This window comes from Variovorax sp. YR752 (assembly GCF_943372545.1).
The window spans coordinates 1-25,223 of record NZ_CALRZC010000107.1; the positions used below are offsets into that span (position 1 = coordinate 1).

Annotated in this window: 25 protein-coding genes and 1 pseudogene; 16 read left to right on the top strand and 10 right to left on the bottom strand. The window is 70.2% G+C overall.

The window, feature by feature from the left end:
• Positions 1-130: 130 nt before the first annotated feature.
• Positions 131-1,201, bottom strand: coding sequence for an aldo/keto reductase (locus AAG801_RS22970; RefSeq protein ID WP_341890441.1), 1,071 nt, complete (start codon positions 1,199-1,201; stop codon positions 131-133).
• Between the two features lie 196 nt (positions 1,202-1,397).
• Here AAG801_RS22970 and AAG801_RS22975 point away from each other — a divergent pair, with 196 nt between their 5' ends.
• From AAG801_RS22975 to AAG801_RS23020, 10 genes are all read left to right on the top strand, one after another.
• On the top strand, positions 1,398-3,284 hold the full coding sequence (locus tag AAG801_RS22975; protein ID WP_341890442.1) for an N-6 DNA methylase: 1,887 nt from the start codon (positions 1,398-1,400) through the stop codon (positions 3,282-3,284).
• Positions 3,271-3,762, top strand: coding sequence for a hypothetical protein (locus AAG801_RS22980; RefSeq protein WP_341890443.1), 492 nt, complete (start codon positions 3,271-3,273; stop codon positions 3,760-3,762). The genes AAG801_RS22975 and AAG801_RS22980 overlap by 14 nt, the downstream gene beginning before the upstream one ends.
• A 108-nt stretch (positions 3,763-3,870) precedes the next feature.
• Entirely contained in the window at positions 3,871-4,593 is a 723-nt protein-coding gene (locus AAG801_RS22985; protein ID WP_341890444.1) for a class I SAM-dependent methyltransferase, read from the top strand.
• A complete protein-coding gene (locus AAG801_RS22990; RefSeq protein WP_341890445.1) occupies positions 4,590-5,147 on the top strand; it encodes a DUF4256 domain-containing protein in 558 nt (185 codons plus the stop codon). Before AAG801_RS22985 ends, AAG801_RS22990 begins: the two co-directional genes overlap by 4 nt.
• 81 nt (positions 5,148-5,228) lie before the next feature.
• Positions 5,229-5,783 (top strand): DUF2975 domain-containing protein, encoded by a 555-nt coding sequence (locus AAG801_RS22995; protein ID WP_341890446.1) that lies wholly within the window; start codon positions 5,229-5,231, stop codon positions 5,781-5,783.
• A gap of 13 nt (positions 5,784-5,796) precedes the next feature.
• Positions 5,797-6,024 carry a helix-turn-helix transcriptional regulator gene (locus tag AAG801_RS23000; protein WP_341890447.1) on the top strand — a complete coding sequence of 76 codons (228 nt, stop codon included), beginning with the start codon at positions 5,797-5,799 and terminating at the stop codon, positions 6,022-6,024.
• Entirely contained in the window at positions 6,021-6,623 is a 603-nt protein-coding gene (locus AAG801_RS23005; protein WP_341890448.1) for a hypothetical protein, read from the top strand. Before AAG801_RS23000 ends, AAG801_RS23005 begins: the two co-directional genes overlap by 4 nt.
• A 115-nt stretch (positions 6,624-6,738) precedes the next feature.
• Entirely contained in the window at positions 6,739-7,695 is a 957-nt protein-coding gene (locus tag AAG801_RS23010) for a thiamine pyrophosphate-dependent dehydrogenase E1 component subunit alpha (RefSeq protein WP_341890449.1), read from the top strand.
• A gap of 20 nt (positions 7,696-7,715) precedes the next feature.
• A complete protein-coding gene (locus tag AAG801_RS23015) occupies positions 7,716-8,696 on the top strand; it encodes a pyruvate dehydrogenase complex E1 component subunit beta (RefSeq protein ID WP_341890450.1) in 981 nt (326 codons plus the stop codon).
• Positions 8,693-9,208: a VOC family protein gene (locus tag AAG801_RS23020; protein ID WP_341890451.1), complete on the top strand. Its 516-nt coding sequence runs from the start codon at positions 8,693-8,695 to the stop codon at positions 9,206-9,208. Before AAG801_RS23015 ends, AAG801_RS23020 begins: the two co-directional genes overlap by 4 nt.
• A gap of 20 nt (positions 9,209-9,228) precedes the next feature.
• On the opposite strand, the pseudogene AAG801_RS23025 reads toward AAG801_RS23020, so the two are convergent.
• Positions 9,229-9,417 (bottom strand): annotated as a pseudogene (locus AAG801_RS23025) (DUF2917 domain-containing protein); the annotation flags it as partial.
• Between the two features lie 174 nt (positions 9,418-9,591).
• Between AAG801_RS23025 and AAG801_RS23030 the strand changes: the two are divergent.
• From AAG801_RS23030 to AAG801_RS23045, 4 genes are all read left to right on the top strand, one after another.
• Positions 9,592-11,085: a PLP-dependent aminotransferase family protein gene (locus AAG801_RS23030; protein WP_341890452.1), complete on the top strand. Its 1,494-nt coding sequence runs from the start codon at positions 9,592-9,594 to the stop codon at positions 11,083-11,085.
• The gene (locus tag AAG801_RS23035; protein WP_341890453.1) at positions 11,078-12,313 is read left to right on the top strand and encodes an MFS transporter; all 1,236 of its coding nucleotides are present in this window, start codon (positions 11,078-11,080) and stop codon (positions 12,311-12,313) included. The genes AAG801_RS23030 and AAG801_RS23035 overlap by 8 nt, the downstream gene beginning before the upstream one ends.
• A complete protein-coding gene (locus AAG801_RS23040) occupies positions 12,310-13,275 on the top strand; it encodes an NAD-dependent epimerase/dehydratase family protein (RefSeq protein ID WP_341890454.1) in 966 nt (321 codons plus the stop codon). Before AAG801_RS23035 ends, AAG801_RS23040 begins: the two co-directional genes overlap by 4 nt.
• Before the next feature lie 158 nt (positions 13,276-13,433).
• The gene (locus AAG801_RS23045) at positions 13,434-15,137 is read left to right on the top strand and encodes an EAL domain-containing protein (RefSeq protein WP_341890455.1); all 1,704 of its coding nucleotides are present in this window, start codon (positions 13,434-13,436) and stop codon (positions 15,135-15,137) included.
• Here AAG801_RS23045 and AAG801_RS23050 read toward each other — a convergent pair.
• From AAG801_RS23050 to AAG801_RS23080, 7 genes are all read right to left on the bottom strand, one after another.
• Complete coding sequence (locus AAG801_RS23050; RefSeq protein ID WP_341890456.1) at positions 15,119-16,087, bottom strand: phosphotransferase; 969 nt, start codon at positions 16,085-16,087, stop codon at positions 15,119-15,121. The genes AAG801_RS23045 and AAG801_RS23050 overlap by 19 nt on opposite strands.
• Before the next feature lie 109 nt (positions 16,088-16,196).
• Entirely contained in the window at positions 16,197-17,006 is an 810-nt protein-coding gene (locus tag AAG801_RS23055; RefSeq protein ID WP_341890457.1) for an alpha/beta hydrolase, read from the bottom strand.
• A gap of 120 nt (positions 17,007-17,126) precedes the next feature.
• Complete coding sequence (locus tag AAG801_RS23060; RefSeq protein WP_341890458.1) at positions 17,127-19,034, bottom strand: potassium transporter Kup; 1,908 nt, start codon at positions 19,032-19,034, stop codon at positions 17,127-17,129.
• A gap of 47 nt (positions 19,035-19,081) precedes the next feature.
• Positions 19,082-19,801 (bottom strand): response regulator, encoded by a 720-nt coding sequence (locus tag AAG801_RS23065; protein ID WP_341890459.1) that lies wholly within the window; start codon positions 19,799-19,801, stop codon positions 19,082-19,084.
• Positions 19,798-21,234, bottom strand: a complete 1,437-nt coding sequence (locus AAG801_RS23070; RefSeq protein WP_341890460.1) for an ATP-binding protein — start codon at positions 21,232-21,234, stop codon at positions 19,798-19,800. Before AAG801_RS23070 ends, AAG801_RS23065 begins: the two co-directional genes overlap by 4 nt.
• Positions 21,235-21,293: 59 nt before the next feature.
• A complete protein-coding gene (locus AAG801_RS23075; RefSeq protein WP_341890461.1) occupies positions 21,294-21,740 on the bottom strand; it encodes a PaaI family thioesterase in 447 nt (148 codons plus the stop codon).
• Entirely contained in the window at positions 21,737-22,420 is a 684-nt protein-coding gene (locus AAG801_RS23080) for a transglutaminase family protein (protein ID WP_341890462.1), read from the bottom strand. The genes AAG801_RS23075 and AAG801_RS23080 overlap by 4 nt, the downstream gene beginning before the upstream one ends.
• A gap of 157 nt (positions 22,421-22,577) precedes the next feature.
• Between AAG801_RS23080 and AAG801_RS23085 the strand changes: the two genes are divergently transcribed.
• Both AAG801_RS23085 and AAG801_RS23090 read left to right on the top strand, forming a co-directional pair.
• Positions 22,578-23,666, top strand: coding sequence for a Tat pathway signal protein (locus tag AAG801_RS23085; RefSeq protein ID WP_341890463.1), 1,089 nt, complete (start codon positions 22,578-22,580; stop codon positions 23,664-23,666).
• A gap of 17 nt (positions 23,667-23,683) precedes the next feature.
• Positions 23,684-24,193: a hypothetical protein gene (locus AAG801_RS23090; protein ID WP_341890464.1), complete on the top strand. Its 510-nt coding sequence runs from the start codon at positions 23,684-23,686 to the stop codon at positions 24,191-24,193.
• A gap of 9 nt (positions 24,194-24,202) precedes the next feature.
• On the opposite strand, the gene AAG801_RS23095 is transcribed toward AAG801_RS23090, so the two are convergent.
• Positions 24,203-25,223, bottom strand: a 1,021-nt coding sequence (locus tag AAG801_RS23095; protein WP_341890465.1) for an AMP-binding protein, incomplete at its 5' end; no start/stop codon positions are given.

Sequence of the window (25,223 nt, forward strand, 5' to 3'; positions counted from 1 at the left end):
TGGTCGTGCGCAATCTACTCAGTCACGGGCTCCAACACCCTTGTCAGACGCACGCTGCACGCACCGGTCTGACCGCCTCAGCGGCGCTCAAACTGTATCGCGCTGGTCTGCTTGGAAGATACAAGTCAGTTCACTGTGCCGGGTCGCGCAGCGTCCAGCGGATCGCGTCGATCTCGGCCAGCAGTTCGGGCGACAGCGTGGTGCCCCAGGCGGCGAGGTTCTCATCGAGGTGAGCCTTGCTGGTCACGCCGATGATGGTGCTGGCCACGCGCCAGCTCGTGTAGCAGAAGGCCAGCGCGAGCTGCGTCGGCGTCAGGCCGTGCTTGCGGGCCAGCGCGTTGTAGCGCTTCGCCGCCTCCAGCGCCTCGGGCCGGCCCCAGCGCTGCTTCTTCATGGTCTCGAACTTCGCCAGCCGGCCGGGCTGCTCGGCACCGTTCAGGCCCACGTCGTCGTACTTGCCCGTCAGCGCGCCGAAGGCCAGCGGCGAGTAGGCCAGCAGCGACACCTGCAGCCGGTGCATCACCTCATCGAGGCCGTTGTCGAGCGCGCGGCTGGTGAGTGCGTACGGGTTCTGCACGGTGGCCACGCGCGGCAGGCCGTGCTGCTCGGCGGTGCGCACGAACTCCATCACGCCGTAGGGCGACTCGTTGGACAGGCCGACGTGGCGCACCTTGCCAGCCTTGACCAGCGTGGCCATCGCGTCGAGCTGCTCGTGGATGCTGGCCATCGCGCGGTCTTTCGCCGGGTCGAAGTAGATCGCGCCGAAAGTGGGCAGGTTGCGCGCCGGCCAGTGGATCTGGTAGAGGTCGATCACGTCGGTGCGCAGGCGCTGCAGGCTGGCGTCGCAGGAGGCGAGGATGTCGGCCTTCGTCATGTCGGCCACGCCGCCGCGGATCCAGTCCATGCCGCGCGCCGGGCCCGACACCTTGGTGGCCAGCACCAGCTTGCCGCGCACGCCGGGGCGCGAAGCGAACCAGTTGCCGAGGATGCGTTCGGTGGCGCCGAAGGTCTCGGCCCGCGCCGGCACCGAGTACATCTCGGCGGTGTCGATGACGTTGATGCCGCGCTCGACCGCGTGGTCGAGGATGGCGTGCGCTTCGTGCTCGGCGACCTGCTCGCCGAAGGTCATGGTGCCGAGGCAGATGGGGGTGACGGCGAGGTCGCTGCGGCCAAGGGGGCGGAGGGGGAGGGATGGGGTCATGCGGGGAAGTCTACGGGTTGGGTGGGCGTGGCACGGATGACTCCGGCGTCGGGGCGCGTTCTAAGCGCCGGCCGGAACTGTCCGGAAGCGAGCTCTGGCAATATCGGCCCGATCGAAGGTAGTTGCCGCGTTCGTTTCGACTAACGTTCGCATCTCAGACACTAGACCCGTCCACCCTCTCTGACAGCCCAAATCAATGACCAACGAACGCAAGACGGAAAATCTCGTTCGCGACACTCTCCGCAAACTTGGCTACTACTCTGTGTCAGCCCACATCCAAGTCGAAGAACAGAAGAGTGAAATCGAGGCGGTTCGCCGGTTGCTAAAGACCGCAAGCAAGACCGGGAAAGGAGGAAAAGGGGCACCTGAGTTCATTGTCACGGACTCGAGCAACCCCGGCTTTCTCTTGGTCATCGAGTGCAAAGCCGATGTCAAGCATCAGGCAAGCGCGACACTTGACCAGCCAGTTGGCTATGCAGTCGACGGTGCCCTTCACTATGCACAAGCGCTTTCGAGAGAGTTCACGGTCATAGCCATTGGCGTAAGTGGACAGACTTCAAGCCAGTTGAAGGTAGCGGCGTACCTTCACACGAAAGGCGAACGGAAGCCAAAGGTACTCAAGACCAAGGCGGGCCTGGCTGTTGCCCAGCTGCTGCCTTGGGAAGACATTCTTGAGCACGCGACGTTCGATCCGACGGTTCAGAAGCTCAGGACGGATGAGCTCATGGCGTACTCACGTGAGCTCCATGAGTTCATGTTTGACTACGCAAAACTCACCGAGAACGAAAAGCCGCTGCTGGTCAGTGGCACTCTAATCGCACTACAGAACTCTGCGTTCTCTAAGTCGTACGACGCCTACTCCCCGGAGGACCTTCAGAAGGAATGGCTGAAGGTCATCAAGAGCGAAATCGATAAGGCACAACTCCCTCAGGCGAAGAAGTACAGCATGACTCAGCCGTACTCTGCCATCGCTGTACATCCGGAGCTCGGAAAGTCCACCGGCAAGCACCCAAAGGGCGCCTTGTATCACTTGGTAGATGGCCTCAACACCAAGGTGCGCCCGTTCATTAGCGTCTATCACGACTTCGATGTTGTCGGTCAGTTTTATGGTGAATTCTTGAAGTACACCGGCGGCGACAAGAAGGCGCTCGGGATCGTTCTCACCCCAAGGCACGTAACCGACCTCTTTGCGAGACTGGCAAACCTCGACAAGACTTCTACTGTGCTTGACACATGCGCGGGTACTGGTAGTTTTCTCGTTTCCGCAATGTTCCACATGACAAAGTCGACGACCACCTCCGCCGAGAAGGATCGCATTAAGAGAGAGGGTCTTGTTGGCGTTGAGCAGCAACCGAACATGTTCGCACTCGCCGCCTCAAACATGATCCTGAGAGGCGATGGCAAGGCCAACCTCTATCAGGGCAGCTGCTTCGATCCAGGGATCAGCAAGGCCATCCAGAAACACAAGTGTGACGTGGGCATGATCAACCCACCGTACTCGCAGGGAGACGAAGAGCTACATGAACTCGTCTTTGTCAAGCATATGCTTGATTGCCTGGTGGAAGGGGGTATGGGAATTGCCATCATTCCTCTCCCGAAAGTGATTGCTCCGAACTCGATCAAGGGTGAACTTCTGAAGCATCACACGCTGGAAGCGGTAATGACAATGCCCGCGGATCTCTTCTACCCAGTTGGCAGAGTTACCTGTATCGCCGTGTTCACCGCCCACAAGCCACACGCCGAGTCCGACAAGAAGACATGGTTTGCCTACTGGAAGAACGACGGCTTCGTGAAGACCAAGCACCTAGGGCGAGTTGACCTAAATGGCAGATGGCCCGCCATCCGAGACTCATGGGTCTCCCAATTCAGGAACAGGGACGACGTTTCCGGCGTCAGTATTAAGCGCAAGGTAGCGGACGAAGACGAGTGGTGCGCAGAGGCATACATGGATACTGACTACGGGAAGATCTCCCAACCCGAACTTGCGCAAACTCTGAAGCGCTATCTCGCCTACAAGTTGATGGAACGCGAACACTTTGCGGAGGCGCAAGTCACACTTGCGGGCGACGATGAAGCTAGTTGAACTGAATGAAATCTTCTCCGTTGCGTACGGCAACAAGTTCGATCTAAACAAGATGGCGCCATGTGCTGACTTTGAGAAGGCCGTCTCGTTCGTCGGTAGATCTGGGAACAAGAATGGAGTCACTGCCTTCGTGCTCCCCGTCGCGGGGGTAAAGCCCTATCCCGTAGGGCACATCACAACGGCCCTGGGTGGCGCGATCCTCTCGTCGTTCGTACAGCCACGCCCCTTCTACACCGGACAGAACGTCGCAGTTCTCGGCCCGCCCGACGATATGTCGCTGGCGGAGAAGCTGTACTACTGCAACTGCATCGAGGCCAACTTGCATCGCTATGGCGCTTTCGGGCGCGAGGCAAATCGGACACTCAAGACACTCCTCGTCCCGGAACGAAAGGCAGTGCCAGCTTGGGTCAAGTCAACCCTTGGCAAAGTTGCCAAGGACTGGGAGTCTGAAATGAAGAGAGTCATTGCAGGTGCATAGCTGGGAAGCGTGCCTTGGCCTCAGCGAGGCCTACCCCTCGCTCCAGTTCAACTACCGCGGCGGGCGAGCGCGCCGCCCCGCCCTAGCACCCATCCCCGCAGAGTCCCCATGGACCGCGACCAGATCAAAACCACCTTCGACCGCCAGGCCCCCACCTACGACCAGCAGTGGTCCAAGCTAGGCGCGCTGCGCGACTGCCTGCACCTCCTCCTCGGCTCGGTCTTCGCCACGCTGCCGGCGCAGGCGCGCATCCTGTGTGTGGGCGCCGGCACGGGCGCCGAGATCCAGCACCTGGCTTCTCTCTTCCCGGGCTGGACCTTCACCGCGGTGGAGCCGTCGCCGGCCATGCTGGTCGCCTGCCGTGAGCGGGCCGAGGCGAACGGCTACGCGCGGCGCTGCCGCTTTCACGAGGGCTACCTCGATTCGCTGCCCGCGGGCGAGCCCTTCGATGCGGCCACCTGCTTCCTCGTCTCGCAGTTCATCCTCGACCGGCGCGAGCGCGCGGCCTTCTTCCGCGCCATCGCCGAACGCCTGCGGCCGGGTGGCCTGCTGGCCAGTTCCGACCTCGCGTCCGATCTCGAGTCGCCGGCGCAGCGCCAACTGCTCGAGGTCTGGTTCCGCACCATGGCCACCGCCGACCTGTCCGCCGAGGCGCTGCAGCGCATGCGCGAGGCCTATCAGCGCGATGTCGCGGTGTTGCCGCCGGCGGAGGTGGAGGCGATCATTCGCGCCGGTGGCTTCGACGCGCCGGTGCCCTTCTTCCAGGCCGGCCTCATTCACGCGTGGTTCTCGCGCGTGGCGCCCGACACGCTGCACACACCCTCGCCATGAACAAGACCGAACGTGACCGGCTGCTGCGCGCGCTGCAGGGCCGCTTCGAACAGCACCCGGCTCGCCATGCGGGCGTGGCCTGGGCGCAGGTGCTGGCCCGGCTCGACGCAGCGCCCGCCGCGCTGACCGCCCTCGCCGCGATGGAAGCCTCGGGCGGCGAGCCGGACGTGATCGGCGTGGATACGAGCAGCGGCACGGGCAGCGGCGAGCTGCTCTTCTGCGACTGCGCCGCCGAGAGCCCGAGTGGGCGCCGCAGCCTGTGCTTCGACGACGACGCGCTGCACGCGCGCAAGGAGAACAAGCCCGCCGGCAGCGCTGCCGGCATGGCGCGGGCGATGGGCGTCGAACTGCTGACGGAAACGCAGTACCGCGCGCTGCAGCAGCTCGGCGAGTTCGACCTCAAGACCTCGAGCTGGATCGCGACGCCGGACGACGTGCGCGCGCTCGGCGGCGGGCTGTTCTGCGATCGGCGCTACGGCCGGGTGTTCGTCTATCACAACGGGGTGCAGTCCTACTACGCCGCGCGGGGCTTCCGCGCGCTGCTGCGGGTGTGATCGCTGGTCGAGGCTTGCCCTAAAGTTTATTGTTTTACAGTAAACTTTGGCCGTACGACAGCAAGTACGGAGCCTTTGCCCATGCCCTCTCCCGCCTCCTCTCGCCGGCTGCCCGGCTCGCTGGCCCGCGTGGTGTTCGTCGTGCGCGCGCTGTGCGTGCTGGGCGTGGTCACGCTGCTGGCGGTGCCGTTCTGGTTCTGGCTCTCGCCGGCGAACGTGCTCGCGCTGGGGCCGCAGATGGCCGGCGTGAGTGGCGCCATCGTGGTCGACGAGCGCACCCGCGCGCTGGGCGCGGCGGTGTCGCTGCTGCCCATCGCGGTCGGGCTGTATGCGCTGTGGCAGTTGTGGCGGCTGTTCGCCGAATACGGCGCGGGCCGCGTGTTCGGCCGCGCGGCGCTCGCGCGGCTGCAGCGCTTTGCCTGGGCGCTGCTGGCCGCGGCGCTGCTCGCGCCACTGGTGCGCGCGGTGATGTCGGTCGTGCTCACGATGGGCAACCCGGCGGGGCAGCGCCAGCTCGTCATCGGCTTCTCGTGGAACGACTACCTGGCGGTGCTGCTAGCCGCCGTGCTGATCGCCATCGCCACGGTAATGGCCGAGGCGGTGCGGGTGGCGGAAGAGAACGAGTCGTTCATCTAGAAGAAGCCCCGCCATGCCCATCGTCGTCAACCTCGACGTGATGCTCGCGAAGCGCAAGATGCGCTCGCGCGAACTGGCCGAGCGCATCGGCATCACCGAGCAGAACCTCTCGCTGCTCAAGTCGGGCAAGGTGCGCGGGGTGCGCTTCGACACGCTGTCGCGCATCTGCGCCGTGCTCGAGTGCCAGCCGGCCGACCTGCTGGAGTACCGGCCGGGGCCGGAGGACGAGATCGAGCCGTGAAACGACGGCATGGCCGCGCACGCGGCGTCGCGCTGCTGCTGGTGGTGCTGGCGCACCTGGCGCTGCTTGCCTGGTGGACGGCGCAGCACCGGCCGCCTGCGGTCACGGCGGCGGCCGCGCGGGTCACGTTGCGCCTGCTGCCACCGGTGGCGCGGGTGGCCGAACCCACGCCACCGCCGCCCGCCTTCAGGCCCCCACGTGCGGCGCCGCGCGATGCGGTGCTGACGAGGCCTCGTACCGTCGCGCCCCAGGCCTTGCCGGATGTTCCGGCGCGACCCGACCGTGCGCCCGAGGCCATCACCATGACAGGCGCCGAGCCTGCGGCCTCTGAACCCGCCAGCGCCGAGGCACCACCCTCGCTGCTCGACGGCGACGCGACCCGTCGCGCCATCCGCGCCAGCGCGCGCGACCCTGGCCTTGCTGCACAGGCCGGCCGCACCGGCCCGGCCGTCACCACGCCCGATCAGCGGCTGGGCAGCGGCATCGCGCAAGGCGCCAGGGGCGACTGCCTGAAGGGCGAGTACTTCGGCGGCGGCGCGGGGCTGCTGAGCCTGCCCTTCCTCGCCGCCGCCGCGCTGCGCGACAAGTGCCGGCAGTGACGAAGCGCTGAAGCGGCGATGGCCCGCTGAGCCCGGGCCATTGGCTCCTTCGGGCGATGCCCGCGCGGGCTCGGGCTTCGAGAATGCCCTCACCCGATCCACTTGCGAGCCCACCATGACCCAGCCCAGCCGCCTCTCGATGCTCGAAACCATGATGCTGATCCGCGCCCACGAGGAGCGGCTCGCCCAGAACGCCGGCCAGACGCCCGGCACCTGCACCGCCGTCGGCCAGGAAGCCGCCGCCGTCGGCGCGGTGACTGCCCTCCAGCCGCGCGACCGCATCCTCACCAACCACCGCAGCGCCGGCCACCTGCTGGCCCGCGGTGCCGACCCCGGCCGCCTGATGGCCGAGGTGTTCGGCCGTGCCGACGGCTATTGCAAGGGCAAGAGCGGCTCGCTGCACGTCTCCGCCAAGGAGCTGGGCGTGGTGCTGACCTCGACCATCGTCGGCGGCGAACTGTCGCTGGCGCCGGGGGTGGCGCTGGCGCAGAAGATGGGCGGCGCGGAGACCGAGAAGGGCGGCATCACCGCCGTCTTCTTCGGCGACGGCGCGGCCTGCGAAGGCATCTTCCACGAGTCGATCAACCTCGCGGTGACCTGGCAGCTGCCTGTGCTCTACATCTGCGAGAACAACCAGTGGCAGGCCTTCGTGCGCCGCGACGAGACCATGCCGCAGGAGCACATCGCCACCTGGGCCAAGGGCTACGGCCTGCCGGCGGTCAGCGTCGACGGCAACGACGTCGAGGCGGTGCACGCCGCCACGCTGGCCGCCGCCGAGCATGTGCGCACGACCGGCACGCCCTACTTCCTGGAGCTGGTGACCTACCGCACGCGCGGCCACTACGAGCCGGACACGCAGGGCTACGTCGACCCCGACGAACTCGCGCGCTGGAAGGCGCGCGACCCGATCGCGATGCAACGCGAGCGCCTGATGGCCGCCGGCGTGCTGGCGCCGGGCGAGCTGGCGCACATCGAGCAGCGCGTGGCCGACACCATCGACGCCGCCTTCACCTTCGCGCAGAACTCGCCCTGGCCCGATGCCCGCGAGCTGACCACCGACGTCTACGCCTGAACGGCACCGAGGAGATTCCCATGAAGATGCAAACCATCACCGTCGACACCGCCGTCTCTCAAGCACTGGCCGAGGAGATGCGCCGCGACCACCGCGTGCTGACCTTCGGCGAAGGCGTGGCCACCACGCGCCCCGAACTGGTCGCCGAGTTCGGCCGAGAGCGGGTGCGCAACACGCCGCTGGCCGAAGGCATCATCGCCGGCGCTGCCGCAGGCGCCGCGGCCATGGGCCTGCGCCCGGTCATCGACCTGCTGTACGCGCCCTTCCTGACGCTGTCGATGGACGCGATCATGAACAGCGCCGGCAAGCTGCGCTACCTGTCGGGCGGGCAGTTCAACTTCCCGATGGTGGTGCTGGCCAAGACCGGTGCCGGCTGGGGCGTCGGCGCGCAGCACAACCACAACCTCGAGGCGATGTTCGTGCATGCGCCGGGGCTGAAGGTGCTGATGCCGTCCAGCGCCGCCGACTTCAAGGGCCTGCTGAAGAGCGCGATCCGCGACGACAACCCGGTGATGTTCTTCATGGACATGACGCTGGGCTACACGCCGGGCGACGTGCCCGAGGGCGAGCACCTGGTGCCGATCGGCCAGGCCGCGGTGCTGCGCCGCGGCCGCGACGTGACGCTGGTGTCCTACTCCAAGAGCGTGGCTGCCTGCATGGCTGCTGCGCAGACGCTGGCCGAGCGTGGCGTCGACGCCGAGGTGATCGACCTGCGCTCGCTGAAGCCGCTGGACGAAGCGGCCATCCTGCGCTCGGTGCGCAAGACCGGCCGCATGGTGGTGGTGCACGAGGCGGCGGCGCCCTGCGGTGTCGGCGCCGAGGTGACGGCGATCGTGGTCGAGAAGGCCTTCGACGCGCTGAAGGCACCGGTGCGCCGCATCACCGGCCCGGATGCGCCCTCGCCTGCATCGTTCATGCTCGAGCAGGCCGGCGTGCCGCAGGCCGAGGCCATCGTGCGCAGCGCCGCCGCGCTGGTGCTGAGCGACGAGGTGGCCGCGTGATCCATGGCCTGCACCACAGTGCCTACCGCTGCCGCGACAGCGAGCGCACGCGCGCCTTCTACGAGGACTTCCTCGGCCTGCCGCTGGCCGGCGCGCTACGCATCGAGACGACGAAGACGGGGCGCCGCACCGACGTGCTGCATACCTTCTTCCGCCTCGGCGACGGCTCTTTCCTCGCCTTCTTCGAGGCGCCGGACATGCCGTTCGAGTTCCGTGCGCAGCACGACTTCGACCTGCACATCGCGCTGCGCGTGAACGACGCCGCGCTCGGCGCGATGATCCTGCTCGCGCAGGAAGCCGGCATCGAGGTGCGCGGCATCGCCGACCACGGCTTCATCCGCTCGATCTACCTGCGCGACCCGAACGGCTACGTGGTCGAGCTCACCGCGCCGGTGGCCGGGGCCGGTGCCGCGGCGATGGACGCCGGCCAGGCGCGCGCCGAGCTGGCGCGCTGGAACCAGCGCCGCCAGGCCAGCCGCCACGCCGGCCGCACGGCCTCGATGGCGACCTGAGCCGGCCCTTCGGCGCCGATCAGCACCGCGGCGCGCGGCGCCAGCGGCAGCGCTGCACCGGCGTCGACGAAGTGGTCGTCGGGGTCGCCGGGCTGCGTCACCCACACGCGCCCGGCGGTCACGCGCAGCGTCACTGCCACGGTCTGGTTCCAGCGCAGCAACTGGCCGTCGGCGAGTTGCAGCAGGAGGGGAGTGTGGAGCTTGAGCATGGCGGTCTCCGCGTGAATCAGGGCAGGCCAGTGTCGGCAGACGCGCGCTTCGGCGACAGACGCAGCCCTGCCCAAACTGCACCGGTACAGCCGGCGCCAGCGCGCTCTGTACTGGCGACAGATGGCCACCTCTGTACCGGTACGGTGGGCGGAGCGAGGTTCACAATGGATCGCATGGACGCTGCCGACGATTCTTCCGGCCCCCTGTACCAGCGCATCGCCGCCCGCATCGAGGCAGCGATCGCCAGCGGCGCCATGCGCGCCGGCGCGCGGCTGCCCTCGGTGCGGCAGTTGAGCCAGCAGCACGAGGTCAGCATGAGCACCGCGCTGCAGGTCTATCGCTGCCTGGAGAACCGCGGCGTGGTCGAGGCGCGGCCGAAGTCGGGTTACTTCGTGACGCCACGCGCGCCGAGCCTGCCCGAGCCGATGCTCGACCTGCGCATGGAAGCGCCCTCGCTGGTCAACATGGACCAGGTGCTGCAGGAGTTCCTGTGGATCGTCAACGATCCGCTCGCGGTGCCCTCCTTCCACGCCCAGCCGGCGCGTGAGCTGCTGCCCGAGGCCAAGCTGCAGCACCTGCTGGCCGGCGTGAACCGCCGCCACCCCGAGTACGCCTCGCGCTGCCAGATGGAAGGCAGCGCGGCGCTGCGCCAGGAGATCGCGCGCCGCGCGGTCAACTCCGGCGTGCCGCTGCGGCCCGACGAGATCGTGATCACCAACGGCGGGCTGGAGGCGGTCTACCTCGCGCTGCGCACGGTGGCTTCCGCCGGCGACACCATCGTGCTGGAGTCGCCGACCTACTTCCACCTGCTGCAGATGATCGAGAGCCTGGGCATGCGCGCGCTCGAGATCCCGACGCATCCGCGCGACGGCATCTCGCTCGAGGCGCTGGAGTTCGCCACGCGTGAGCCGGGCGCGGTGAAGGCCTGCGTGCTGCTGCCCAACTTCCCCAACCCGATGGGCAGCCTGATGCCGGTGGAGCGCAAGCGCGCGCTGGTGCAGCTGGCCGCCGAGCGGCAGATCACGCTGATCGAGAGCGACATCTACGGCGAGCTGCACTTCGGCGAGCAGCGCCCGCCGGTGCTGAAGAGCTTCGACGCCGAGGCCGACATCATCCTGTGCTCGGCCTTCACCAAGACCGTCGCGCCCGGCTACCGCATCGGCTGGGTGGCGCCGGGCCGGCATTTCCTGAAGACGCAGGCGCTGAAGTTCCGCACCTCGGTGGCCTGCCCGATGCTCACGCAGGAGGTGCTGGCGCAGTTCATCCGCGACGGCGGCTACGACCACCACCTGCGCAAGTTGCGCGCCGCGCTGAAGACGCAGATGCACCAGATGGTCGACGCGGTGGCGCGCCACTTCCCGATGGGCTGCCGCATGAGCCTGCCGCAGGGCGGCATGATGCTGTGGATCGAGCTGCCCAAGCATGTCGACTCGCGGGAGGTGTTCGCGCTGGCGCGGCTGGAGCACATCGGCGTCGGCCCGGGCGCGGCCTTCTCGACCACGCGCCGCTTCGACCACTTCATTCGCCTGCAGTACGGCGAGCCGTTCACCGCGGCCACCGAGGCCGCGATGAAGCGGCTCGGCCACATCGTCAAGCGCCTGGCCGAGCGCAGCCCGCGGCTGCAGCACGCACGCAACCCGCACGAGCCGCGGTTGATCGATGCCTGAGGCCGGCACGATGCACGGCGCCGATTCGCGCTACGCGTGGATGCGCCTGGCCGCGACGCTGGGGCTGATGACCATCGGCTCGGCGGCGATGTACGTGATCGCCGTGGTGCTGCCGGCGGTGCAGGCCGAGTTCGGCGTGGCACGTGCCGATGCCTCGCTGCCCTACACGTTGCTGATGGTCGGCTTCGGCCTCGGCGGCGTGCTGATGGGCAAGCTGGCCGATCGCTTCGGCGTGATGGTGCCGGTGCTGATCGGCGCCGTCGGCCTGTCCAGCGGCTTCGCGCTCGCCGCGGCGAGCAGCAGCATCCTCGGTTTCGCGATCGTCTCCGGGCTGTTGCTCGGCCTGCTCGGCAGTTCGGCGACCTTCGCGCCGCTGGTGGCCGACACCTCGCTGTGGTTCGTGCGCCGGCGCGGCATCGCAGTGGCGATCTGCGCCAGCGGCAACTACCTGGCCGGCGCGATCTGGCCGCCGATCGTGCAGCACCTGGTCGAGACCGGCGGCTGGCGCAGCGCCTACAACACGCTGGCGGTGATCAGCGCGGTGGCCGTGCCGCTGCTCGCGCTGGCGCTGAAACCGCGGCCGCCCGCGGCGGTGGCCGGCATGGCGCGCGCCGGCAGTTCGGCGCAACCGTCGACACGGCCGTTCGGCTTCTCGATGAACCAGGCGCAGTTGCTGCTGTGCATCGCCGGCGTGGCCTGCTGCGTGGCGATGGCCATGCCGCAGGTGCACATCGTCGCCTACTGCACCGACCTCGGCTTCGGCGCCGCGCAGGGCGCGCAGATGCTCTCGCTGATGCTCGCCGCCGGCATCGTCAGCCGGCTGGTGTCGGGCGTGATCTGCGACCGCATCGGCGGGCTGCGCACGCTTCTGCTCGGCTCGGTGCTGCAGGGCACGGCGCTGCTGCTGTTCCTGCCCTTCGACGGGCTGGTGTCGCTGTACGTGGTGTCGGCACTGTTCGGCCTGTTCCAGGGCGGCATCGTGCCGAGCTACGCGATCATCGTGCGCGAATACTTCCCGCCCGCCGAGGCCGGCGCGCGCGTCGGCACGGTGCTGATGTGCACGCTGTTCGGCATGGCGCTGGGCGGCTGGATGTCGGGCAAGGTGTTCGACCTGACCGGCTCCTACGACGCCGCCTTCGTCAACGGCATCGCCTGGAACCTGCTCAACCTCGGCATCGTGCTGCTGCTCCTGTGGGGCGTGCGGCGGCGTTTGGTGGCGGCAGCGTGAAGCTGCTGGTGCTCGGCGGCACGGTGTTCCTCGGCCGCCATGTGGTGGCGCAGGCGCTGGCGCGTGGCGATCAGGTCACGTTGTTGCATCGCGGGCGCCGTGGGTTCGGGCTGTTCCCCGAAGCACGCGCGCTGATCGGCGATCGTGATGGCGATCTGTCCGCGCTGGAGCAACAGGACTTCGATGCGGTGATCGATTGCAGCGGCTACACCGCCGCACAGCTCGAACGCAGTGCGGCGATGCTCTCCGACGTGCCGCAGTACCTGTTCGTATCGAGCATCTCGGTGGGCGCGGCCTTCCCGCCCGGCCAGGCCTACGACGAAGACCTACCGCGCCTCGAAGGCGACGAGGGCTACGGCCAGGCCAAGGCCCGTGCTGAGGATGCGCTGCTCGCCGCACGGCCCGGCCGCACGACCATCGTTCGGCCCGGGCTGATCGTCGGCCCGCATGACCCGACCGGGCGCTTCACGCACTGGCCGCTGCGGGTCGCGCGCGGCGGCGAGGTGCTCGCGCCGGGGCGGCCCGAGCGGCCGGTGCAGTTCATCGATGCACGCGACCTGGCGGACTGGTGTCTGCGGCTCGTCACGGACAGAGTCACCGGCACCTTCAACGCCATCGGCGACACACTGCCGATGGACGAACTGCTGAGCACCTGCCGCGAGGTCTCAGGCAGCGACGCGCGCTTCAGCTGGTTCGACGACCGCACGCTGATCGACGCCAAGGTCGAACCCTGGAGCGAACTCCCGCTGTGGATTCCCGAGGACGACCCGGCCTTCGGCGGCATGCTGCTCGGCGCGAACGCGCGTGCCCGCGCTGCCGGCCTGCGCCTGCGTCCACTGGCCGAGACGGTACGCGACACACTCGCCTGGGCGCGCACGCCCGATGGCGGAGCCGCGCGCAGCCCGCATGCGCTGGCGCCCGGGCGCGAGGCCGAACTGCTCGCCGCAGCGCGCGCGGACTGAATGGCGACCTTTCGCTCCGCGTTCAAGGCGCACCAACTCGTGCCAACGCGCACGGAGCGACGACTTGCGTGCGACCCAGCTTCAAGTTCGCGGGCCGGCGGCCGATAACGACCCCATCGCAAGCTCCCATCGAGTGCGTCGCTCCCCCCGACGCCGCCATGGACACACCGTCCTCCCCTGCCGAAGAAGCGCTGGCGCTGTGCGCGGAGAACGACTCGCTGCGCCGCGAGCTGGATCTGCTGCACGACGCGCTGGAGCGCATGCCGCGCGGCATGTGTGCATTCGACGGCAACGACCGCCTGCTGCTGGCCAATGCGCACTACCGCAATCTCTGGAGCCTGCCCGAGCAGGTGACTCGCCGCGGCAGCACCTTCCGCCAGATCATGGACGCCACGCCGGGCCGCGAGACCGCCGCCAGTCGCAACCAGCCGCTGCCGCCGCCCGGCACCGCGGGCGTCCGCTGGCGCGAGTGGCAACTGGACGACGGCCGCATCATCGAGATCGTGGTGTCGCGGCGCGCCGATGGCAGCTGCGTCGCGCTGCACGACGACGTGACCGAGCAGCGCAAGGCGCAGGAGCGCATCAGCTTCCTGGCCCGGCACGACCTGCTGACCGGCTTGCCCAACCGGGCCGTGCTGCGCGAGGAACTGGAGCGCGGGCTGGCGGCCAACCGCCGCGGCGAAAGCCTGGCCCTGCTGTGCCTGGACCTGGACCGCTTCAAGCCGGTGAACGACACCTATGGCCATGCCGTCGGCGACGCGCTGCTGCGCCAGGTGGCCGAGCGACTGCGCGATTGCGTGCGCGAGACCGACATCGTGGCGCGAATGGGCGGCGACGAGTTCGCGGTGGTGCAGCGCGGCGCACTGCAGCCCGACGTCTCCACCCGCCTGGCGCGACGCATCATCGACGTGCTGACCCGGCCGTTCGAGGTGGATGGCCACGTCGTGCACATCGGCACCAGCGTCGGCGTGGCGATGGCGCCCACCGACGGCGAGGACAGCGAGACCCTGCTGCGCCATGCGGACCTGGCCCTGTATCGCGCCAAGTCAGACGGCCGCGGGCAGTTGAGCTACTTCGAGCCCGGCATGAACCAGCGTGTCGAGGCGCGCCGCGGACTGGAGAACGCACTGCGCGAGGCGATCACCGCGCAGCGGCTCGAGCTGGCCTACCAGCCACGCTACGCCGCCGATGACCAGCGCCTGCTCGGTGTGGAGGCGCTGCTGCGCTGGAACCATCCGCAGCGCGGCGCCATCGCGCCGGGCGAGTTCGTGCCCCTGGCCGAGGAGACCGGCTTGATCGTGCCGATCGGCCGCTTCGTGCTCGAGCGTGCCTGCCGCGATGCGATGGCCTGGCCGGCGCACATGACGGTGGCGGTTAACGTCTCGGCCGTTCAGTTTGCGCGCGGCACGCTGGTGGCCGACGTGACGCACGCCTTGGCGGAGTCCGGCTTGTCGGCCAGGCGGCTGGAGCTGGAGATCACCGAGTCGACGATGCTCAAGGATCCGACCCGCGTGCTGGGTGCGCTGCACACGCTGCGTGAGCGGGGCGTGCGCATCGCGATGGACGACTTCGGCACCGGCTACTCGTCACTGAGCCACCTGCGCAGCTTTCCGTTCGACCACCTCAAGATCGACCGCAGCTTCGTGCGCGACGTGGCCGAGCGTTCCGACCTGCAGGCCATCATCCGCGGCATCGCCACGCTCGCGCAGGGCATGGGCATGCAGACGACGGCCGAAGGGGTCGAGACGCTCGATCAACAGGCCGCAGTGCGCTCGCTGGGCTGCGATGCCATCCAGGGCTTCCTGCTGGCCCGACCGATGCCCGCAGACGCGATCGGGCGGCTTCAGGCCCCAGGCGAGTAGGCCAGCCACTCACGCAAGGCCCGCTGCGACCCGCGGATGAATCCGGGCCCCCATGGACGGTGATCCAGCGCGGGCCAGTCGTCCAGCATCCACGCCAGCGTGAGGAAGAGCCTGGCGGTGACAAGCACCGAAACCTGGCGCGCCAGGTCCGGCGGATGCGTGTGCTCGGCGGCGTAGCCTCGCAGCAGCGCGTCGTGCAGGGCGGGGTACTGGCGTCGATGGTCGTGATTGTTCACCAGCGGGTAGCGCAGGTACTGCAGCGTGGCGGCGAGGTCCATGGCGCGATGACCCATCCCGCAGTCGGTGAAGTCGATGGCGCCGGCAGCGCCGCGCACGAAGAGCAGATTCCATGGATGCAGGTCGCCGTGCACCAGGCCCCAGCTGTCCGGTCCGCGACCGAAGGCTTCGATCTCCTCGTGCAGCCGCGCGGCTGCATCGCGCAGCACCGCGCGATGGGTCGTGCCGAGGCGCTGCATCCCGGGTCGAGTGCCCGCGGCCCAGGCCGGGAGGTCCAGCGGCGTGGCTTCGCGCTGCGTGCGCACGCGGCCGGCGGCATGCAAGGCCGTGGCCACCCGGTGCAAGGCGCCGGTGAAGCGGCCGACGGACTGCAGGCGCGCGGGCGTGAGGCCGCGGTCGCAATGGCGACCGTCGAGCCATGTCAACAACACCGCGTAGCGCCCATCCGGATGACGGTGCAGCCGCGTTCCCTCGGCGCTGCATTGCGGAGCCGGCACGTGCAGCCCGGCGGCCGCCAGCGCCTCGAGCCAGTCCAGTTCGGTGTCGATGGCGGCGCGATCCTGGTGAGCCATCGGGTAGATGCGCAGCGCCAGATCCGGGCCGGCCTGCCGGCGTACCCGCCAGACCTCGCAGTCCAGCCGTGCCACGCAACGCAGCGCGTCGGCGCGCACACCGTGTCGGCTCAGCAAGGTGTCGATGAATGGGTCGTGCACGGCACGGAGTGTCCCCCGGCGCGAGGTGGCTTGCGTGACGCCGATCGCAAGTGACTCGCTGAGCGCACGAACGTCGTGCGCGTCTCGCCCATGGCCAGGCGTCACGCGTTCAGGCGGCCAGCGGTTGCGCCAGCCAGGGCCGCCGCAGCGATATCGACGCGGCCACACGCGCCGGCGCCTCGATCGGGCCGAGGTGGCCGAGCCCGCTCAGCCGCTCGAGCGTGACCCAGGGCAGCGTCTGGTGCAGCCGCTCGATCACACGCAGCGCCGGGGCGGGCGAGCGTGTGCCGCACAGCAGGCTCACCGGAACATCCAGCCGGCGCAGTGCATGCAAGGGCACAGCGTCGTTGCACAGCGCGCCGAACTCGGCGTTCACCTTGGGCATGCGCAGGACGATCGCGTCCTGGCGCGGCGCTGGCAGTGCCGCCCAGGCGCCAGCGCCGGCCCAGTAGTCGACGAAGTGCTGCGCCGCGTCGCGGCTGCGACCGCGCAGCACGGCCACGCCGATCTCGCGACCGAAGGCCACGAACGCGTCGAACACCAGACGGTCGTCCGGGCGCGCGCCGCGCAGCAGCGCAGGCCGCATCGGCTCGTAGAGCGTCAGGCTGCGCACGTGCTGCGGCCAGCGCAGCGCGAGCTCCAGCGCCACGGCACCGCCATAGGAATGGCCGACCAGGTGCGCGCCGTGCGGTGCCGAGCGCAGCAGCGGCGCGAGCGCATCGGCTTCAGCCTGCAGGCTGATCGGCGCGCCGAGCGGCCAGGGCTCGGCGGCGTAGCCGAGCAGATCGGGCGTGTGCCAGGTGGCCCCGTGCGGCGGCTGGCGGCGCCAGGCGTCCCACTGGCGGCCGCCGGCGCCGCTGCTGTGCAGTGCGATCAGCACGGGGGTGACGGATGACAAGGGCATCGGAAGGCAGGGCATGGCGGTCTCGCTGCAGGGCAGCGCTTGTCGCCGCCATGCCGTGCATGCTCGGGGCGGTTCGTATCACGCCGGTGTCGTCGCGGCCGGCCGCTTGTTGCATCCGTTGCAGCGGCGCCGCGCTCAGATCTGCACCCGCGTGCCCAGCTCGATGACGGCGTTGTCGGGCAGGCGGAAGAACTCGACCACGCTGCCGGCATTGCGGCTCATCGCCGCGAACAGCCGCTCGCGCCAGCGCGCCATGCCGGCGCCGGGCGTGGGCACGATGGTCTCGCGGCTGAGGTAGTAGCTGGTCGTCATCGGCTCGAAGGCCAGGCCCTGCTTTGCAATGCGCTGCAGCGCCCGTGGCACGTCGGGGGTCTCCATGAAGCCGAAGTCGAGCGTCACGCGCCAGAAGCCCTGGCCCAGTTCCTCGACCTGCGCGCGTTCGCTCTCGGCCACCGCCGGCTGCTCGCGGAAGCGCACGGTGAGCAGCACGTTGCGCTCGTGCAGCACCTGGTTGTGCTTGAGGTTGTGCAGCAGCGCCTGCGGCGCGGTGGACGGGTCGGCCACCGCATACACGGCGGTGCGCGCCACGCGCGGCAGCCCGGGTTCGGCCAGCGAGGCGATGAAGGGCGACAGCTCGAGCCCGTCGCGGCGGATGCTCGCCAGCGCCAGCGCGCGGCCGCGGTGCCAGGTGCTCATGCCGGCGAAGATCAGCGCCCCCAGCGCCAGCGGGAACCAGCCGCCGTCGAGGAACTTCACGGCGCAGCCCGCCAGAAGCACGAGGTCGATGGCGACGAAGGACAGCGTCGCGCCGATCGCCACCGGCGCCGGCAGGCGCCAGGCATGGCGCACCACCACGTAGGTGAGCAAGGTGGTGATCAGCATCGCGCCGGTGACGGCGATGCCGTAGGCGCCGGCCAGCGCCGACGAGCTGCCGAAGTACAGCACTGCGCCGATCACGCCGGCCAGCAGCGCCCAGTTCGCCGCCGGCATGTAGATCTGCCCGCTCTCGCGAGCCGAGGTGTGGCGCACCGTCATGCGCGGCAGGAAGCCGAGCTGGATGGCCTGGCGTGTCAGCGAGTAGGCGCCGGAGATCACCGCCTGCGAGGCGATGATCGCCGCCAGCGTCGCCAGCCCCACCGCCGGCAGCACCATCGACTCGGGGAACAGGCGGTAGAACGGGTTCTCGATCGCCGACGGGTCGCGCATCAGCAGCGCGCCCTGGCCGAGGTAGTTGAGCGCCAGCGCAGGCAGCACCAGGCCGGTCCAGGCGAGCTGGATGGCGCGGCGGCCGAAGTGGCCGAGGTCGGCGTACAGCGCCTCGGCGCCGGTGATCGCCAGCACGATCGCGCCGATCGCGAACCACACCTGCCATCCGCGCCCGGCGAGGAAGGCAAAGGCTTCGCGCGGGTCGAGCGCGGCGAGGATGGCCGGCTGCTGCACGATCTGCTGCACGCCGGTGACCGCCAGCATCAGGAACCACAGCACGATCACCGGCCCGAACAGGCGGCCGACCACCGCGGTGCCGAAGCGCTGCAGCGCGAACAGGCCGACCAGCACGAGCAGCGACAGCGGCAGCACCCAGGGCGCGAGCGCCGGCGTGGCCACGGTCAGGCCTTCCATCGCGCCGAGCACGGAGATCGCCGGCGTGATCACGCTGTCGCCGTAGAACAGCGTGGCGCCGAACACGCCGAGCAGCAGCAGCACGGTGCGCCAGCGCGGCTTCGAGGCCACGGCCTGCGCGGCCAGCGCGGTGAGCGCGAGGCCGCCGCCCTCGCCGCGGTTGTCTGCGCGCAGGATCAGCGTGACGTACTTCAGCGTGACGATCAGCATCAGCGCCCAGACGATGCACGAGATCGCGCCGATCAGGTGCGCCGCATCGAGCGGCACGCCGGTGGCCGGCGCGAAGATCTCCTTGACGGTGTACAGCGGGCTGGTGCCGATGTCGCCGTAGACGATGCCGATGGCGCCGAGCGTGAGGGCCGCGAGGCCCTGGCGGCCGTGCTCGGCTGCGGGCTTCGCGGTGGCAAGGGTGGGTTGCGTCATGACGCGGGGGTCGAGTGGAACCGGACCTCAGCGTGCCGCCCGGCGCATCAGGAAGGCATAAGCGGCGGCGCAGCGTCCTCGTCGGGTTCGGCGAGGCGGTAGCCCACGCCGGTCTCGGTCAGCAGCAGGCGCGGCTCGGCCGGCTCGTCCTCGAGCTTGGCGCGCAGCTGGGCCATGTACAGGCGCAGGTAGTGGGTGTGCTCTGTGAACTCGGCGCCCCAGACGTCGCGCAGCAGCTGCCGGTGCGTCACCACCTGGCCGGCCTGGCGCACCAGGCGCGCGAGCAGCTTGAACTCGGTGGGCGTGAGGTGCACCGGCTCGCCGCCACGGCGCACCCGCTGCGCGGCGAGGTCGACATGCACGCGGCCGTGGCGGTAGTCGGTCAGCGCGGCGCTCACGCGCGTGCCGCGGTGGCGCAGCGCCACGCGCATGCGCGCCAGCAGCTCGGCCACGCCGAAGGGCTTGACGAGGTAGTCGTCGGCGCCGGCGTCGAGCAGGCGGATCTTCTGGCCCTCGGCCTGGCGCGCCGAGATCACCAGCACCGGCAGCGACTCATGCCGGCGCACGGCGGCGAGCAGTTCCTCGCCGTCGCCGTCGGGCAGGCCGAGGTCGAGCACGACCAGGTCGAGCGGCTCGCGCGCGTGCGCCAGCAGGGCCTGCGCATCGGCCAGGCTGGCGGCAGTGAGCACCTCGTAGCCTTCGACGGCCAGCGCGTCGCGCAGGGTGCGGCGCAGCTCGCGGTCGTCCTCGAGCAGCAGCACCCTCATGAGGCGCCCTCCTCGCCCGGCGGCGCCGGCGGCGTGCGCAAGGGCAGCACGCACTCGAAGCTGGCGCCGCCGCGGCCGCGCGGACGCAGCCGCAATTCACCGCCGTGCGCCCGCGCGATGGCCCGGCACACCGCAAGCCCGACGCCGGCGCCGGTCGAAGCCGACGGCGCCGCCGCATCCGGCCGACGCTCGCCGCGCTGGAAGACCTCGAAGATGCGCTCGCGCCAGGCCGGCGCCACGCCGGGGCCGCGGTCGCGCACGGCGAGCACGATCTGTTCGCCCTGCCGCTGCGCGAGCAGTTCTACCGGCGCATCGGCGGGGCTGTACTTCAGCGCGTTGTCGACCAGGTTGTCGAGCAGCTGCGCGAGCAGCAACGCGTCGCACCACAGCAGCGGCAGGCCCGGCTCCAGCCGCGCGCGCACCCGCCGCGCCGCATCGCGCCGGCGCACATGGGCGAGCACCGCGCCGACGATCTCCTCGGCCGACTCCCAGTCGCAGCGCAGCGCCACACCGGGCGCGTCGAGCCGGGCGAGCTGCAGCGTGTTGTCGGTGAGCCGCGCCAGACGGGTCGCCTCCTCGACGATGGTGTGCGCCAGCCGGTCGCGCTGTGCCGCGTCCAGCCGGGCGCCCTGCGACTCGAGCGAGGAGGCCGCGCCCATGATGGTCGCCAGCGGCGTGCGGTAGTCGTGCGAGATGGCGGCCAGCAGCGCGTTGCGCACCGCCTGCGACTGCGCCTCGTCGCGCGCACGGCGCTCGTCGCGCTGGCCGCGCACACGCTGCAGCGCCAGGCCCATCTGGTCGCACAGCGCCTGCAGGTGCTCGCGCAGCGCGGCATCGGGATGCACGCCGCGGCCGCGCAGCACCGCAGCGCCCAGGCACTGGCCGCGGCCACGCAGCGGCAGGTACCAGTCGGGCTGCCCGGCATGGTGCGCCGTGCCCGGGCCGAGCGGCTCGCCGCGGCGCAGGCAAAGCCAGAGGCCGGTCCACTCGTCGGCCGCCGGCGTACCGATGCGCAGCGCGTGCGCGTCGTCGTTGTCCGCCGGCAGTGCGTCGCGCAGCAGCAGCAGCGCCACCGCGTCGCCCGAAGCCTCGGCCAGCAGCGCCTGCAGCGCCCCGGCCTGGTCGAGAGGCTCTTCCGCATCGCGCAGCGTCTCGCCCCAGCGATGCAGCCGCTCGGCGCGCGCGGCATGCCCTCGGGCGCGGCGCGCCTCTCGGCGCAGCGCGAGCAGCAGTGCGGCAACCGTGGTGTCGAGCAGCAGCAGCGCAACGAGCAGCAGCACATGCCGCCCGTCGGCAACGCTGAAGGTGCCGTAGGGCGGCACCAGATGCCAGTCGATGGCCAGCACCAGCACGGCGCCGACCAGCCAGACCAGCAACGCCGGCCAGGCATCACGCCAGCCGACCGAGGCCTCGAAGCCGGGTTCGATCTTCACGGCGGCAACGGTAGCAGCAGCGGCATCAGCACCGCATAAGGGCCGCCAGAATCCGCGCTTCAGCCCGCCGCGTCAGCACGCGCCGGCGCTGCCGCGCCGATCTTGAACACGCCGCTGACACGCGCCACCGGCTGGCCATCGGCGCTCACCAGGCCCTGCATGAACAGCAGCGTGCGCGTCATGCGCAGCACCTGCGCCTCGCCCTGCACCCAGGCGCCCAGCGGCGCGGGCGCGAGGTAGTCGATCTGCAGGCTAACGGTGGGCAGGAAGCGGCCGTGAAGCGACTCGGTGCGCATGAAGGCGGTGACCGGCAGCAGCATGTCGCAGAAGGTCGCCATCATCCCGCCGTGGCAGATGCCCATGCTGTTGGTGTGACGGCGCTCTACGCGGAAGCCGAGCTGGAAATGGTCGCCCGCGCCACGCTGCAAGATCGGCCCGTTGGCGATCACGAACTCGCCGCCGATGCGCATGAGCTCGAAGCCTTCCGGCGGCGGAGACGCACTCATCGCTGCACTTCCTTCGCCACGTCGGCCTCGAAGCTGGCGGCACCCATGGCCGCCTCGTCGCGCCGCCAGGCTGGGTACGTCGCCTCGAAGGCGGCGACGATGCGCGCCAGCGGCATGTCGTCGAAGGCGCCGTGCTGGTTCACGTACTCCATGTGGCGCTGGCCGCTCTTGTCGAACGGGTGGTAGATGGAATCGCTGCGGCCGTCGAAGTCCAGCGGCAGCAGGCCGAAGCGCTCGCACAGTTCGATGTTGAAGGCCGGCGTCGCCTTGACCCAGCGGCCTTCGATCCAGAGATCGGTGTAGCCATGCCAGACGAACACATCCGTCTGCAGCGTGCGGCGCAGGCGCTCGGTGCTGAGGTGGTTGCGCACGTCGGCATAGCCCACCCGCGCCGGGATGCCGGCGGCACGCGCCGCGGCGGCCAGCAGTGCCGCCTTGGGCACGCACCAGCCGTGGCCCTGGGCGATCACGCTGCTGGCGCGCATGCCCTCGACCGACAGGTCGATGCGGTAGGGGTCGTAGCGGAAGCCGTCGCGCACGGCATAGGTCAGCGCGACGGCCCGTTCGCGATCGTCGCTGCCGACGGCATGGCGCTGCACGAACTCGACCACCGCCGGGTGGTCGCTGTCGATCAGCGCGGTGGGAGAGAGCGCGGCTGCGTCGGGAGCATGGGTGTCCATGGCGGACAGTGTGCCTCGTGCGCCGCTGTCGCGCTGTCGCGCAGGCGGCGCCTGCGGCCGGGCGCGTGGCTTGAGCCATGTCATGCGGCAGCGACCGCTGCTGCGCTGCAATGGCTGCGGCTCCAGGGCGATTCACGGAACAACGGGGAGATGATCGATGCCGACGCGCCGGAACTTGCTGCGCGCTGCGAGCCTCGCGGCGGTACCCGCGCTCGCAGGCTGCGATGGCAACGACGCCTACGCGCGGCTGGCGAACGAGACCTGGCGGCTGCCCGCCGCGCCGCCCGAGGCGATGCAACTGCGGCGCGAGCTGGTGCGCTGCGCGACGCTGGCGCCGTCGAGCCACAACACCCAGTGCTGGCGCTTCCGCCTCGGCGAGCGCGGCATCGACATCCTGCCGGACCTGGCGCGCCGCTGCCCGGCGGTCGACCCGGACGACCATCACCTGCACGTCTCGCTGGGCTGCGCCGCCGAGAACCTGGTGCAGGCCGCGCTGCACCACGGCTGGCACGCGCAGGCCACGGCGGCGGCAGGCGGCGGCGTCGCCATCACGCTGGAGGCCACCACTGCGCGCAGCACGCCGCTGTACGGCGCCGTCGCACAGCGCCAGAGCACCCGCGGCGAGTACGACGGCCGGCCGCTGTCGACGCCGGAGCTGGGCCTGCTCGAGCAGGCCGGAAGCGGCCAGGGCGTGCGCGTGCTGATGATCACCGGGCGCGCCGCGATGGAGCAGTTGCTCGCGCTGGTGGTGGCCGGCAACACGGCGCAGATGCGCGATGCGGCCTTCGTCGCCGAGCTGAAGGACTGGATCCGCTTCAGCCCCGGCGAGGCGGCGCGCAGCGGCGACGGCCTCTACACCGCCTGCACCGGCAACCCGACCGTGCCGCGCTGGCTGGGCTCGCCACTGTTCGACCTGTTCTTCACCGCCGACGGCGAGAACGACAAGTACAGCCGCCAGATCCGCAGTTCGGCCGGCCTGGCGGTGTTCGTCTCCGACGGCGACGACCCGGCGCACTGGATCGAGACCGGGCGCTGCGTCGAGCGCTTCGCGCTGCAGGCCACGGCGCTGGACATCCGCACCGCGTACCTCAACCAGCCGGTCGAGGTGGCCGCGCTGCGGCCGCAACTCGCCGCGCTGCTCGGCATTGGCACGCGGCGGCCGGACCTCGTCGTCCGCTTCGGCCGCGGGCCGCGGCTGCCGGTCTCGCTGCGCCGGCCGCTGGCCGCGGTGATCGACACCCTCTGAGTACCATGCCCGCCATGATGAATCTCATCCCCCTGCGCCGCGCCGTGCTCGGCACGGCCCTCCTGCTGCTGTGCGCCACGGCGGGGGCGCTGCAAAGCGGCACCAGCCCGACCGGCGTGGCCTACGTCTCCGGCGGCGTCGGCCACGACGAGCAGCAGGCGATGCTCGCCCGGCGCGCCGACCACAGCTTCTGGCTGACCACCGCCGTGCGCGGGACGGGCGCGCACCTGTCCGGCGTGCTGGTGCGCATCCGCGACGCGGGCAGCGGCCTGCTCGTGCTTGACCACCGCATGGACGGGCCCTGGCTGTTCGCCAAGCTGCCGGTCGGCCGCTACGAGATCGAGGCGACGCTGCAGGACCTGCGGCTCGGCCGCATCGAGGTGGAGCGCGGCACGACGACCATCCACCCCGGCGACCGCCACCAGCTGCTGCTCTACTTCGACACCGGCGAGGCGATCGGCGAGCGCGAGCCGGGCACTGCGCCGCCCAATCCCTACGGCAGCGAGAAGCCCGCGCCGAAGCAGTAGACGCCGCGCTCAGGCAGGGTGGCGCGCGCGCTCCTCTTCCTGCAGGCGCAGCAGCTTGCGCTGCACCTTGCCGGTGGTCGTCATCGGCAGCGCGGCGATGAACTCGATCTCCTTCGGGTATTCGTAAGGCGCGAGCCGGCCGCGCACGTGGCGCTGCAGTTCCTCGGCCAGCGCCTCTCCCGGTTCGAAGCCGGGCGCGAGCACCACGTAGGCCTTGACCAGCGCACCGCGCTCGCGGTCGGGCTTCGGCACCACCGCAGCGTTGGCGACCGCAGGATGCTTCACCAGGCAGTTCTCCACCTCGCTCGGCCCGATCCGATAGCCCGCTGCCTTGAACACGTCGTCGCTGCGGCCCTGGTACCAGAGGTAGCCGTCGGCATCCATCACCGCGGTGTCGCCGGTGCGGCACCAGGAGTTCGCCGGGTCGCCGGTGAACTTGGCGCGCGTCGCCTCCTCGTTCTTCCAGTAGCCGAGGAAGAACACCGGGTCGGGGTGGCCGTGCACGTCGCGGCGGTGCAGCGCCACGTCGCCGGGCGTGCCGCGCGGGCACTCGCGGCCGTCGTCGTCGATCACCGCGATGCGGTGGCCGGGGTAGGCGCGGCCCATGCTGCCCGCGCGCGCCGGCCAGGCCGGGTGCGCGCGCCCGGTCGCATCGACGAAGCGGCCGCCGTTGCCGACGATGTAGTTGATCTCGGTCTGGCCGAACATCTCGTTGACCGTCACGCCCAGTGCATCACGGCACCAGGCGAACACCGCATCGCCCACCGCCTCGCCGGCGCTCATGATCGCGCGCAGCTTCAGGTCGTGGTGTTCGCGCGGCCGCGGCACCGCCTTCATCATCGCCTTCAGCGCGGTGGGGAACAGGAAGGTGTGGGTCACGCCGTGCCGCGCCATCAGCTCGAGCGCACGCTCGGCGCCGAAGCGGCCCTGGTAGGCGACGATCTCGCGGCCGAAGTAGAGCGTGGGCAGCAGCGCATCCATCAAGCCCCCCGTCCACGCCCAGTCCGCCGGGGACCAGAACACTGCGGTG